The organism is Nocardia sp. NPDC058058 (assembly GCF_042885355.1).
Classification (GTDB): Bacteria; Actinomycetota; Actinomycetes; order Mycobacteriales; family Mycobacteriaceae; genus Nocardia.
In genome coordinates this window covers 1,167,336-1,180,107 of sequence record NZ_JBHVSA010000004.1, presented here as the reverse complement: position 1 = coordinate 1,180,107, position 12,772 = coordinate 1,167,336, and the positions used below count along the sequence as shown (strand labels likewise).

Here is a 12,772-nt window from a genome sequence, read left to right as displayed (position 1 = left end):
CCGAGTTCGATCTTGGTAGTTTCGTGCCATCGGCCTCGAATCGGCCGGGACCTGAAGGGGGACGGGTGAATACGGCACAGCGGTATGAGTTCTTCGCAGCGCATGAGGCACGCGGTCATTCGGAGTGCTATGAGCAGTGGTCTCGCGAAATCGCCTGCGATGAAGAGATTCTCGCGCTGATCGAACAGCTGCCCGAGGATAAGCGGCAACCGAACCTGGTGCTGGGGGCAGCGCGCTATCTGGGGGCCGAACCGTCGAGTTTCGCGGACTTCAAAGCCTGGTTGATCCGGCATTGGGCATCCGTCGCGGCGACGGCAACGGCCCGCCGCACCCAGACCAACGAGGCCGGGCGCGCGGCGGTGCTGCTGCCCGCGCTGGCGCGAATTCCGGGGCCACTGGCCTTGATCGAGGTGGGCGCGTCCGCGGGACTGTGCCTCTACCCCGATCGCTACAGCTACCGATATGACGAGCGGGTTGCCATCGATCCGGCGGACGGCATCTCCGGGGTAATACTGGACTGCATCACCTCGGGCAACCCACCTCTGCCCACCGAACTTCCGAATGTGGTGTCCCGCAGCGGCGTCGACCTGAACCCGCTCGATGTCGAGAACGCCGACGATATGCGCTGGCTGGAATCCCTGATCTGGCCCGAACAACAGCACCGCCGCGAACGGCTCCGCGCCGCCGTCGCCATCGCCCGTACGGACCCGCCCCGGCTGGTCACCGGCGATCTGCTCGACACCATCGCCGATCTGGTGGCGGAGGTCCCCTCCGGCATCACACCCGTGGTCTTCGGCAGCGCGGTACTCGCTTACCTCGACCCCGACTCCCGCCTCGCCTTCGAGAAGACCATCCGCGACCTCCCCTGCCACTGGATCGCCAATGAAGGTGTCGGCGTGATCGATTCGGTCGCGGCCCGTCTTCCCCACTCCCCCAACCCAACTCGCGGCTCCTTCGCACTGAGCCTCGACGGCGCCCCCCTGGCATACGTCGGCCCACACGGCCAATCCCTGGACTGGATCGCCGGGGAGTGATCAGGGGGCGTGCGCGGGGGCCTGCGCCAGCATGGCGGGGCCCATCCAGCGGCGCAGGTAGCGGCGCAGCTCTTCCTCCGAGCGCGGCGGGTGGCCGGGTGAGACGAAGAAGGATTGCATTGTGCGGAGCAGGTATTCGACCAATTCCTGTAGCGATTCGTCGTTGTAGCCGTAGCGCGACCAGTCGACGTCGAAGCGTTTGATCATGGTCATGCCGAAGGCCTGCGCCTCGTCGGAGGTGATGCCCTCGGGGTCGGCGGCGGAGTAGGTCGAGGTCAGCAGGATGCCTAGGTGGGGCGTGCGATGCACCTCGGTGAGGGTGTAGACGACCGCGTCGGTCATGGCCTCGACCGGATCCTCCTGGCCGCGAACCTGTTCGGTGAGGCGGTCCAGGAAACCCGCGACCGACGCCAGCGCCGAGGCGCGCATGAGCGCTTCGGCGCTCGGGAAGTACCGGTACACGGTCTGACGGATGACGCCGAGCGATTCGGCCACGTCGGCGATGCTGATCTCCCGGCCGGTGCGGCCGATCAACTCGACGGCCGCGGCCACGATACGGCTCGCCGCCTCGTCGTCACTCTCCGGCGGACTGCCGCCCCACCCGCGCCTTCGTGCCACAAAAACCGACGTTAGCACGTTGTGGTCACCCGATATTTCGATTGAACATACACCTAGACGCCAGAGTGTATGTTTGTATGGTCACCATGACCGACCTGATCGTGCGGAAGATGAATTTCGCTTTCGAGGACTACGACGTGCCCTTCCTCTGGAACGAGGAGAATCCGGCCTTCGCGAGCATGGCCAATGCCGTGTCGTTCCTGGCCATCGGCTTCGAGAAGATGATCGTGCAGATGATCATGCAGACGAAACCGCTGATCACCGATGCCGAAGTCGCCGAAGAGGCGGACGCGTTCATGCGGCAGGAGGGTCAGCATTCGACCGCGCACCGCCAGCATGTGCGCGGGCTGATCCGCAGCCATCCGGGCTTGCAGGAGACCCTGGACGAGGTGATCGGCGAATTCGACCGCCTCACCGCGAGCACCTCACTGAACTACCGGCTCGCGTACACCGCGGACCTCGAGGCCACCTTCACCTCGGTCTTCAAACTGATGCTCGACAATGAGGCCGCACTCTTCGCCCCCGGCGACGATCGCGTCGCATCCCTGTTCATCTGGCACTTCGTCGAAGAGGTCGAGCACCGCAGCTCGGCGCTGATCATCTTCGATTCCGTGGTGGGCAGCGATCTCTACCGCATGCGCATGGCGCCGTCGATCTTCCAGCATGTGCTGAAGGTGGTCCGGATCGCCTGCGCGGGCTTCAATAAGCATGTGCCCGTGGAGGATCGGAAGGTGGACGCGCTCGCCATGTTCGCGAACTACCGCAGAAAGCAGCACCTGCGCCGATTGCTACCGGGCCTGCACCCGCAGAACAGCGGACCGATGCTGCGCGCGTTCGACGCGCTGCCGCTCGGCGAACAGCTGGTGGCGCTCAAGGGCATCATTCGCAGTCAGCTGCCCAAACACAATCCCGCGCACGAGAAGTTGCCCGCGCTCGCGGACGTGTGGTTCCGGCGCTACGAAGCCGGATATGACGTATCCCGCTGGTACACAGCGGATTCGATCGGAGCGAAGTAGATGACCGACCACTGTGCCCCCACCTTCGACCAACTCGCGCACTCGCTCGGTTTCTCCTGCGAGGAAGCGGGCGGCCTGGTCGAATTCCGCAATCCGTTCGGCCTGGAGAACTGGACCCTGACGGTCCTGGAAACCACCATCATCCTCGGCTCCATCCTGGCGCTGGTGTGGGCGGTGATCCGACTGCGCCGCCACGGCGATCCCACCAACCTGGTGCTCTGGTTCGGCGCGACCGCGTACCTGTTCATCATCGAGCCGCCGCTGTACTTCCCCGCCGCCTTCGGCATCCAAGAGCACGTCGATACGATGTTCGCGCACAACGTGTTCACCGTGGATTTCCTCTGGGGCCGCCTGCCGCTGTACATCGTCGCCATCTATCCCTTCATGGCGACCGTGGCCTACGAGATCGTGCGCTCGCTGGGCGTATTCCGCCGCTACGGCGCACTACTCGGCGCGACCTGCGTGGGTTTCGTGCACCACGCCTTCTACGAGATCTTCGACCACCTCGGCCCGCAATTGCGCTGGTGGGAATGGTCCACCGGCAATTCGCTGAACCAGCCCTTCTTCGATTCGGTCCCGCTCCCCAGCGTGGTGGTCTTCGCCGCCCTGTGGCCGATGTCCCTGGCGTTCTGCGTCTACTGGTTCGTCGGCCGCAAGGTCGACGCGGGCACGAACTTCACCGGCCGCCAATTGGTCGGCCGCACAGTGGGAATCGGCCTACTGGCCTCGCTCGGCACCTTCATCCTCCCGCTCCCCGCCACGGTCTTCGGCGCGGGCAGCACCACCGTGCGCGGCACCCTTTACGCCGCCGAATTGATCGTGCTGACGCTGGTCGCGATCCCGATCCTGTTCCGCAGCTGGCAAACCCAGCGCACCGACACCGAAATCCCGCACTACACGAACACTTTCGTCCGCCTCTACAGCCCGCTCTATCTGCTGGTGATGGCCGTCCTCTGGATCACCGCACTCCCCGATCTCCGCAACGCCACCAACGGCCTCACCGCCAACGGCGACCCCATCGGCAACCCCTGGTACACCTTGGCCTGCTTCGCCATCGCAATCCTCTGCGTGGCAGCCATATTCACCACGCCCACCACAGCAACCACCTCCGCCGACACACGATCAGGAGTGGAAGTCGGCGGCTGACACCCCGTGCAATGACCACCACAGCAGCGGGACCGTGACGAGGAGCAGCAGCAGGGTGCCACGGATGCGCAGGAGCGCGCGATTGAGGATGAGCGCTTCGACGACGAGCGTCGCGAGAGCGATAGCCGTGACACCCGTTGCCACCCAGACCGCGGCCGGTTGATGGGTGAATCTGGCCAGGGTCCAGCCGAAGAGCAATAGCAGCGGCACCGTGAAGATCAGCCAGCCGAGGGCCGAGTTGAGCAGGCCGCCGGCGTGCGCCGGGCGGTCGGTTTCGGGTATGCCGTCGAGCAGTTCACTCGGCACCACACGGTTTCGGGACAGTTGCACGACGGCATGGCCGACACCGGCGAGCAGGCACGACACCAACAGCGTGCGATAGCAGGCCGTGAGATACCCGGATGAACCCCGCGGATAACGCCACGCCCACACCGCCGGAAGCCAACCGGCGGCGAACATCAGGGCCAGGGCCCCGAACGTCTCCGGCCGCGCGGACAGTCGGTCGCGCAGATATCCGGATGGCAGGGCGCGCCGGGTGCGGCCGAACAGCAGGTAGATCTTGGACAGCGACGCGATGCCGATGATCAGGGTGAGCCAGCGCCAGCGCGAGGCATCGGTGAACATCGAGACGACCGCGAACGTCTGGCTCGTCACCCAGATGGCGGTCGTCGCCCTGCCGACCGCCATCCACATGGCGTCGGCCGCGACCAGGCGCGGATCCGGGACCGGCTCGTGTTCCGAATCCTCCAGCACCGCATAGTATTCCGAGACCGCCGCACCCTCGGGCATGGGCCATTCGCCGGTGTGTGTCGAGCCCGGGCACAGCAGCGGACTGTCATCGGTGTCGTAGTCGTAGTCCGGGTCGACCATGCCGTGCCAGCGCATGCGCGCCATCCGCGCGGTGATGGCCAGCCCGTGCCAGGGCTCATCGCAATAGGGGTTCGGGCATTCCGGATAGGTCGGATCGTCGAAGTCGTAACCGGTTTCGGGTTCGCCGTCGCGCATGCTGTCCTCGACGAGGGCGTCGATCTCGTCAAGTAGCCGCCGCACCGGATCGACGGGGGCGGCGTCCTCGGCTTCGAACGGGTTCACAGCCGGATTCGGCCGGGGCGCACCGGCGTCCTCGGCGCGGCGTCCGATCGGGCGCACCCGTTGTTCATCCCCGGCAATACTCACCCGCCGATAGTATGGCGGGCCCCCGACACCCGTCATCGAAAAATACCGCGAACCAACGGGATACGGTCAGTGCGCGTTGAGGGCGTCCAAAATCATGGGGCGGGCGTTCGCCAGCGCCTGCTGCCAGTACGGCCAGGTGTGCGTGCCATTGCCGAGTTCGATGCGTGCGGGAATTCCCAAGGCTCCCAGCCGATCCCGGAACATCTGATTCGCGATCAAGGTCATCGCCTCCAGACCCATGGCATTGAGGGTGTTGCCCAGCCCGAACGGCAGATCGGCCAATCCGGGCAGCGCATTGCCGGACCAGATGTACATCGGCAGCCCGCGCAGCAATTCGGCCTGATCGGTGGCGTCATTACGCACCCACGCGGGATCCGAAGCCGGACCCCACATATCGTCCACATTGAAGTTGCCCTCATCGCGCATGGCGGCGCGCATTGCCTCATTCCACATCGGGAACGTCGGGTGCACATAGCCGGAGAAGGATCCGGCGAAGCGGAATTGATCGCGATGATGCGCGGCCAGCGTCAGCGCCGCATTACCGCCCATGGACGCACCGACGATCGCGTTATTGGTGCGCGAGACGCCGTAACCGGCCAGGTACGCGGGCAGATCCTTGGTCAGGAAGGTTTCCCACTTGTACTTCGTCGCTTGACGATTGGTGCTGCTGGGCCGATACCAATCCGTATAGAAGCTGGAGTGCCCGCCCACCGGGAACACCAAAGTCACATTGTCCCCGGCGAATTGGCGCAGCGCGTCGGTATCACTGGTCCATTGACTGTGATCCCCCGGCGCGCGCAATCCGTCCAGCAGATACAGCGCGGAACTCCCGCCCCGCGCCGCCCACTGCACCTGGACCTTGACCTTCCCCATCGCGGACGGCACCCAAAGTTCCTGGTAACCGCCTGCGGGAGAACGCAATACCGGACCGGGCACGGGAGCGGCGGCGGCGACCTCCACCCCCGCCGCGCCGAGGAGGACCACCGCCGCGGCGATCGTACCGGCCTTGCGCCGCCAATTCCCCCGCGAGTTTCGATGTCGCATCACGGTATCCACCCTTATACCTCCCACCTGATTGCCCATCAAAGTTACCCCAGGTGACTCGAATCCCACTGTCCCTCAGCCGAAGTTGCCGAATTTCCGGCGGATTCGGTCTTGTCACCGCCGCGACGTCCGGTCAGTCGCAGGCCGTCCCGGATATTGAGCGACATCAGCACGATATTGACCGCGCCCGCCATGATTTCCACCGCCTGCACGCTGTAGAAGACAACGCCGAAATCGCCGCGCCCGGCAAGTACGTCCAGGGTGATCGCGGACGGAATCAACACCAGCAGTCCATTACCGGCGATGAACGGCATTCGGCGTTTCTTGGCGGCGATGATCGGGTGAGAGGCTTTGCCCGCCAATCGGAATCCACTCGCTCCGGTCAGCGCCAGGGCGAGCACCAGTAACGGCAAACCCCATGGAACAGCCTGTTTGACGGTCGTGACGGCCTGTTTCGAACCGAAGACCTCGGTCGCGACGGTGGCGAGCCAGAAGATGAGAATGGTGGTCAGTCCGAGTGCGCCCGCGATGGGATGGATGCGGGAGAGCATGGGTGCACCTCTTGTTCGATGATCAGGTGGGGCGATCGTCCTCGAGATTGCCGATCGCGTGACGCACAGCGCGCAGCAGGTCTTCCCGCTGGGCAGCCGAGAACCCTTCGGTGGCAGCGGCATTCACCTCGCGGGCCGCCGATTGCAGTACGGCGCGCAAGCCACGAGCCCGGTCGGTGAGGTGGATCAGCGCCCGCCGCCCGTCCGCCGGATCGGGACTGCGTTCGATGAGCCCGTCCCGCTCCATCCGCTTGAGCGTGTGGGCCATGGTGGACTGATCGATGCGGACCCGCTCGCACAGTTCGTGCTGGGTCAGGCCCTCCTGCTCGTAGAGCGCCAGCAGTTGTGCGAATTGCCCCGGCACCACGCCGTGTTCGGCGATTCGATCCCGCAGGGCCTGTTCCATGAGGCGCGCCAGATGGTTGATCCCGTAGCCCAGTGAGGAACTGCGGTCCAGCGGCTCGCGCGGCGTCATACCCGCAATATTAGATGGCAAGCCATGTATTTCACAAGACGAACCCGCACCCGGGGCGGCTCACACCGCCCCGGGTGGTCCGGCTACGGAAGCAGCAACCTCCCGAGGAGGTCGTTGACCGCTGCGACCAGGTCACCGATGAAATGCGGGATCATGCCTTTCCTCCTTCGCGAAAGATACTTATAGATCAACTAGATTCGCCCTTCCCTTCGACTCGGAATCGGATCGAAGGGTGTGCTGATCACTTATTCGTTGCCGGGAGCGGGAAGGATGGCGACCGGTATGAAACCAGGCATCCATAGAGCAGGACGGCCAGGTAGACCAGGACGTGCGAGTTCTCCAGGATGGGCTCGCTGTGCCAGGGTTTGGGCAGCAGGAAGATGCCCACCGATACGTAGTCCTCGCCCCAGTGGTAGGCCCAGGCGCCGGTGGCGACGAACAGGGCGGCGGCGGCGATCCACCAGCGCGGGTTCGATTGCGCGCGGTGCACGAGGTGGACGAGCAGCGGGACGAACCACACCCAGTGATGACCCCAGGCGTACGGGGATACCGCGCAGGCCGTCATACCCGCGATGGTCACCACCAGCAGGCGTTCGCCGCGGCGCTGCAACGCCACGGTGAGCGCGAGGCTCGCGAAGGTCACCAGCACGGTGACCACGAACCAGAGCCAGACCGGTGCGGCGCCGCCGGTGAGGTGGGCGAGCACGCCGCGAATGGATTGATTGGCCGGATTGGTGTCCGGGGCGATGCGCTCGGATTGGAAGAACGTCTCGAACCAGTAGCGATGTGAATCGGCGGGCAGAATCAGCCACGCCAGCGCGATCGAGCCGAGGAATCCGGCCACCACCGTCGCCGCCGAACGCCATTGGCGCAGTGCGAGATACTGCACGACGAAGTACGCGGGGACGAGTTTGATGCCCGCCGCGATACCGGCTCCGATACCGCGCAGGCGGCTGTCGTCCGCGCGCGCGAAATCCCAGAGCACCAACAGCATCAACACCAGATTGATCTGGCCGTAGAACAGCGTGGTGCGCACCGGTTCCAGGAACAGGCAGGTAATCGCAAGCAGCGCACTGATTCCCGCCAATCGGCGGTTCAGCCGGTAGCCCAGAATACGCCAGCTCAACAGCACGCAGCCATACAGCACAACGACATTCAGCAGCAGCGACGAGTACGTGACCCAATCCCAGGGCAGCACCACGATCGGCAGGAATGCCAGTGCCGAGAATGGCGTGTACGTGTACAGCAGTCCGAAAAACGTTGGCTCCGTGTACAGCGGGCGGCCGTGCAGCACCCGGTCCGCGCCGTCGCGGTACACGTGCGCGTCCAGCCCGCCCGCGAGGATGCCGCCGGATTCGTGCATCCAGGGGTCGACCGTGGCGAAGACCAGCGTCAATGCGATCACCGCACCGAGGGATAGTGCGAAAACCGTTGCACCCGAACACCTGAACTCGCGTAGCCCCTCTTTCAACACAGGTCTTTACCTTACGTAAAGATCTAGGCGTGTCATGACCCGGAAAGCAGGGTTTCGCCGTGTGGTTGCTCACCCCGAACCCCGCGATGTGATGTTTCGGATGCGATCAGCGGGTAGTCCAACCAATGGCGCACTTCGCGCCACCACCCAATGTCGATGCGAAGGACCAGAATCCATGAGCACACGCGACACCACCACCCTGCTGACGCAGCTGCGCTCCGTGCGCGATCTGACCCATACCGAAATCCAGATCGCCGAAACCCGTACCGCGCAGGCTCGCACGGAGGCCGTGCGCCGCGAACTGTCCGAGAACGCGGACAACGCCCGCGCCCGCGCGGAGGCCGTCGAGGCCGCCATCCGCGAACTGGGCGGCGTACCGCAGCTGATCGGCCCCTTCCTCGGACGGGCCGCGGCGACCTTCAAAACCGTTGGCGAACAAGCACAGTCGTTCGACGAGGCGCTGCTGAGCGACCTCACCCTCGAACACCGGCTGCTCGACCGCGCCCGCTACATCAAGGCCCTGGCCACCGATGCCCAGCGCGCGGACCTGGTCACACTGGCGGACCGCCTGATCACCGCGCACACCGCGACCGTGGCCTGGCTCACCACCGTACTGGCCGAAGATGCCCTCGGCGGCCCCGCCGCCCTGCGCCGCACCCCGTTCCAGGCCGCCACCGGCACCGCGGTACGCCTGGCCAACCTCCCGATCACCTGGTCCACCCAGGGCATAGACCGCCTGCTCGACCTCTTCCGCTCGGCCGGACCGGCCCTGGAGGACGCCCTCGACCGCGGCGCACACGCGAGCCAGGTAGCCGCCAAAACCCTGAGCGCCTCCCGTGACTCGGCCCTGGCCACCGCCGAACGAGTCACCCGCCGCGAGGGCGTCGACACCGCCGCCGACACCCTCCACTCCCTGCGCACCACCACCGGCGTCCTGGAATCCGACGAACTCCCCGTAGACAACTACGACAACCTCAACGTCAACCAGGCCGTCAGCGCAATCAAATCCCTCACCCGCCCCGCCGATATCCGCGCGGTCCTCGCCTATGAGGAAGCCCACAAAAACCGCACCAACGTCATATCGGCAGCCGAAACCCGTTTCGCCGCAATAGCCCAGGACGTAACGGGCCTCAACTGATAGTCATTTCAGCCGATAACACGGGGTGGTGCGTCGCAAGACGCACCACCCCGTAGCTGTCTGTCTCGCGGAACGCCGGGGTGACGGGTGGTGAAGGAGTACCGGCGGGACGGGACGCCATCCGGCGGCGGTCAGTGCGCTTCGTCAACCCCTCGACATCGAAGCGACGCAAACCGGATGGTCGTTCCGATCGCCGTTATCGACCCTAGGAAGGCGCGTGGCGGGGCGGTATCGGGCATGTGCCCTAGAAAGTACCTGTTTGCCGCGCCTTTGCCTCACCGATAAGTTTGGCTGCATGCTGTACGGCCGAGAGCTCGAGGAACGGCGGATCAGCACACTTCTGAACCAGGCCGGGAACGGTCAGAGCGCTGCCCTGGAAATCGTCGCCGACGCGGGCTCCGGCAAGACCGCACTGCTGGACCGCGCGGTGGAGATGACCGGCGGAACGTGGCGGATACTGCGTTGTGCCGGGGTGGACGGCGACTCCGAATTCCCCTTCGCCGGATTGCACGCACTACTGATCGCCGCCTGCGGGCATATCGAGGCACTGCCGCTGCACACGCTCCCGCAGCCGCAGGCGGACGCACTGCGGGCGGTGATCGGCCTCACCGTCGCGACCCAGCCGGTCGATCGCTTCCTGGTGGGCTTGGCCACACTCTCGCTGCTCGCCGAACTCGCCGACGAACAACAGGTGCTGTGCACGGTCGACGATGTGCAGTGGCTGGACCGGGCATCCGCGGAAGCGCTGCGGTTCGCCGCGCGCAGGCTCGGCGCGGAAGGCATCGTGATGCTCTTCGCCAGCCGCGGCGACGCCGAGCTCCCCGGAGTGCCCGAACTCCCGCTGCCGCCGCTCGATGAGCGCGCCGCCGCCGCACTGCTCGCCGACCGCTGGCCGAGCCTGAATCACGCTGTGCGGCGCAGAGTTCTACGGGAGGCCGGTGGAAATCCCTTGGCGCTGCTGGAACTACCACGCATGGACCTGGACGCCCTGCCCGTCGGCCCGCTTCCGCTGCCGTATCGGATCGCCAGTGGCTATCAGCGCCAGATAGCCGCGCATTCCGCGGGGTGCCGGACCGCACTGCTGATCGCGGCCGCCGAGCCGGCCGGTGATCCACGGCTCATATTGCAGGCGCTGGACGCGCTCGGTCTCGATCACGACAGCCTGACCGAGGCCGAGACCGCCGGACTGATCGATATCACCGCGCAGGCGATTCGATTCAGGCATCCACTCGCCCGCGCGGCCGTCTATCACGGCGCGACCTTCCGTGAACGCCAGTCCGCGCACACCGAACTCGCGGCCCTGTCGACCGACGATCCGGATGGTCGCGCCTGGCATCTGGCCGCCGCGACCATCGGCCAGGACGAGGACACCGCCGCACTGCTGGAGTCCGCGGCCGCGCGGGCGGTGAACCGCGCCGGATATTCGGCCGCCTCCGCCGCCATGGAACGCGCCGCACTGCTCACCCCCGATCGCGAAATCCGCAGTCGCCGAATGCTGCTCGCCACCGAATGGGCGGCCGCGGCCGGCGGCTATCAGCGCGCATCGGACCTGGCACGACAAACCGAACAGCTGCCGCTGGCCGCCGACGGCCGCGCTCGGCTGGGCTGGATCGACGCATTCATCGAATTCGAACGCGGCAATCTGCGCAAATCGCGGGACTCGCTGGTCGCGGCGGCCGACCACGTCGCCGCCGTCGACCCCGAACGCGCGGGTCCACTGTTTCTCCAGGCGGGCCACGCGTCCTGGGCCATGGGCGATCCGGTATCCGCACGCGCCGCACGCGCCAAACTGGCGGCGCTGCGACTGCCCGACGGCGAGCGCGCGGCATTCCTCGCCGCGATGGACGGACCGCTGGCTCTGCATAGTGATGAGCTGTCCACGGGGATCGCGATCGTGCGGGCGACCGTCGCGGCCGGGCATAGCACCGAGGATCCGGCGCTGATGCTGGCGGCGACCGGGCAGGCCATGCTCATCGGCGACCTCGAGGACGCGCGGACGCTGGCCAACCGAATGCTGGACAGCGCGCAGAGCCGGGGCATGATCAGCCGGTTCCCCACCGCGGCCATTCTCGCCACCGCCTCCGAACTCATGCTGGGCCGGTTGCACGAAGCCGAATCGATGGCGGCGCAGGCGCAACGGGTCGCCCGCGATATCGGCCAGGGCGGCAATACCGCCACCGGCGAGACCTATCTCGCGCTGATCGCCGGTTTTCGCGGCGATGAGCAGCGCTGCCACGAATTGATGGCACCGCACCGCTCCTTCGGCCAGGACAATTTCATCGACCACGTGCATCACGAATGGGCGCTGAGCCTGCTCGATCTCGCGCATGGACGCTATGGACCGGCACTGGATCGCCTGGACGCACTACACCGCGTTCCCAACCGGATTCGCGGGCACTGGCTGCATCTGCTGCGCGACCTGGTCGAAGCCGCGGTCCGGGCGCGGCAACCCGAACGCGCCGCGGCGGCGATGGCGGAGATCGAGCACTGGACCGCCGCCCTGGGCTCCCCCTTCGCCGACGCCATCGCGCTGCGCTCGCGCGCCCTGCTCGACGGGAATGGCGAAGCCTATGCCACCGCTCTGAAAATCCAAGCGTCCGAAGGTCTTCGGTATGACCAGGCGCGCACCGCACTGCTCTACGGCGAATGGCTGCGCCGCGAACGCAGCATCGGCGAGGCCCGCACCCAATTGCGCACCGCCGCAGAGACTTTCGACCGTTTGGGCGCGCTACCCTGGGCCGCCCACGCCCGCACCGAACTCCGCGCCGCCGGGGATGCCTCGCCTCAGCTCACCACCCCCACGACCGCAGCCGTCGCCACCCTCACCCCGCAGGAACTCCAGGTGGTCCGGCTCGCCGCCACCGGGGCCACGAACAAGGAGATAGGCGCGAAACTCTTCCTCAGCCCCAAAACCGTTGGCCATCATCTCTATCGGGCCTTCCCCAAACTCGGCGTCACCAATCGAGTGGAATTGGCCCGCTTGGCCGCCTTCTGAGCGCCCGTCAAGCCCCTATCTTCACCTGCATGAATCAAGCTCGACGCAATTTGAAGCATGATAATTTCACTTGGTCGGCGTGATCTCGAATTCGCGCCGAATGCT

The 12,772-nt window shown here is 66.0% G+C and carries 11 protein-coding genes; 5 read left to right on the top strand and 6 right to left on the bottom strand.

Translation table 11 applies throughout. The features are described from left to right. The first annotated feature begins 65 nt into the window (after positions 1–65). Positions 66–1,034, top strand: coding sequence for a DUF2332 domain-containing protein (locus ACFVUS_RS36495; RefSeq protein WP_387777405.1), 969 nt, complete (start codon positions 66–68; stop codon positions 1,032–1,034). On the opposite strand, the gene ACFVUS_RS36490 is transcribed toward ACFVUS_RS36495, so the two are convergent. Further along, positions 1,035–1,652: a TetR/AcrR family transcriptional regulator gene (locus ACFVUS_RS36490; RefSeq protein WP_387777402.1), complete on the bottom strand. Its 618-nt coding sequence runs from the start codon at positions 1,650–1,652 to the stop codon at positions 1,035–1,037. It lies immediately after the preceding gene. A gap of 86 nt (positions 1,653–1,738) precedes the next feature. Between ACFVUS_RS36490 and ACFVUS_RS36485 the strand changes: the two genes are divergently transcribed. Together ACFVUS_RS36485 and ACFVUS_RS36480 are read left to right on the top strand one after the other, a co-directional pair. Next, entirely contained in the window at positions 1,739–2,668 is a 930-nt protein-coding gene (locus ACFVUS_RS36485; RefSeq protein ID WP_387777399.1) for a metal-dependent hydrolase, read from the top strand. Continuing rightward, positions 2,669–3,814, top strand: coding sequence for a hypothetical protein (locus tag ACFVUS_RS36480; RefSeq protein ID WP_387777396.1), 1,146 nt, complete (start codon positions 2,669–2,671; stop codon positions 3,812–3,814). On the opposite strand, the gene ACFVUS_RS36475 is transcribed toward ACFVUS_RS36480, so the two are convergent. From ACFVUS_RS36475 to ACFVUS_RS36455, 5 genes are all read right to left on the bottom strand, one after another. Beyond that, positions 3,791–4,990 (bottom strand): hypothetical protein, encoded by a 1,200-nt coding sequence (locus ACFVUS_RS36475; protein WP_387777393.1) that lies wholly within the window; start codon positions 4,988–4,990, stop codon positions 3,791–3,793. The genes ACFVUS_RS36480 and ACFVUS_RS36475 overlap by 24 nt on opposite strands. A gap of 66 nt (positions 4,991–5,056) precedes the next feature. Then, entirely contained in the window at positions 5,057–6,034 is a 978-nt protein-coding gene (locus tag ACFVUS_RS36470) for an alpha/beta hydrolase (RefSeq protein WP_387777390.1), read from the bottom strand. A gap of 44 nt (positions 6,035–6,078) precedes the next feature. After that, complete coding sequence (locus ACFVUS_RS36465) at positions 6,079–6,585, bottom strand: hypothetical protein (protein WP_387777387.1); 507 nt, start codon at positions 6,583–6,585, stop codon at positions 6,079–6,081. A 22-nt stretch (positions 6,586–6,607) separates the two neighbouring features. Next, the gene (locus tag ACFVUS_RS36460; RefSeq protein ID WP_387777384.1) at positions 6,608–7,060 is read right to left on the bottom strand and encodes a MarR family winged helix-turn-helix transcriptional regulator; all 453 of its coding nucleotides are present in this window, start codon (positions 7,058–7,060) and stop codon (positions 6,608–6,610) included. Between the two features lie 241 nt (positions 7,061–7,301). Next, positions 7,302–8,465 (bottom strand): glycosyltransferase 87 family protein, encoded by a 1,164-nt coding sequence (locus ACFVUS_RS36455; protein WP_387777381.1) that lies wholly within the window; start codon positions 8,463–8,465, stop codon positions 7,302–7,304. Between the two features lie 244 nt (positions 8,466–8,709). Here ACFVUS_RS36455 and ACFVUS_RS36450 point away from each other — a divergent pair, with 244 nt between their 5' ends. Both ACFVUS_RS36450 and ACFVUS_RS36445 read left to right on the top strand, forming a co-directional pair. Next, a complete protein-coding gene (locus ACFVUS_RS36450; protein ID WP_387777378.1) occupies positions 8,710–9,672 on the top strand; it encodes a ferritin-like domain-containing protein in 963 nt (320 codons plus the stop codon). A 295-nt stretch (positions 9,673–9,967) separates the two neighbouring features. Next, complete coding sequence (locus ACFVUS_RS36445; RefSeq protein ID WP_387777375.1) at positions 9,968–12,667, top strand: LuxR C-terminal-related transcriptional regulator; 2,700 nt, start codon at positions 9,968–9,970, stop codon at positions 12,665–12,667. Positions 12,668–12,772: the final 105 nt, after the last annotated feature.

What these genes read in the sequence shown, in the direction of transcription:
- ACFVUS_RS36485 (WP_387777399.1), top strand. Translation starts at nt 1,739, where the DNA reads ATGACCGACCTGATCGTGCGGAAGATGAATTTCGCTTTCGAGGACTAC.
- ACFVUS_RS36480 (WP_387777396.1), top strand. Translation starts at nt 2,669, where the DNA reads ATGACCGACCACTGTGCCCCCACCTTCGACCAACTCGCGCACTCGCTC.
- ACFVUS_RS36470 (WP_387777390.1), bottom strand. Translation starts at nt 6,034, where the DNA reads ATGCGACATCGAAACTCGCGGGGGAATTGGCGGCGCAAGGCCGGTACG.
- ACFVUS_RS36465 (WP_387777387.1), bottom strand. Translation starts at nt 6,585, where the DNA reads ATGCTCTCCCGCATCCATCCCATCGCGGGCGCACTCGGACTGACCACC.
- ACFVUS_RS36460 (WP_387777384.1), bottom strand. Translation starts at nt 7,060, where the DNA reads ATGACGCCGCGCGAGCCGCTGGACCGCAGTTCCTCACTGGGCTACGGG.
- ACFVUS_RS36450 (WP_387777378.1), top strand. Translation starts at nt 8,710, where the DNA reads ATGAGCACACGCGACACCACCACCCTGCTGACGCAGCTGCGCTCCGTG.
- ACFVUS_RS36445 (WP_387777375.1), top strand. Translation starts at nt 9,968, where the DNA reads ATGCTGTACGGCCGAGAGCTCGAGGAACGGCGGATCAGCACACTTCTG.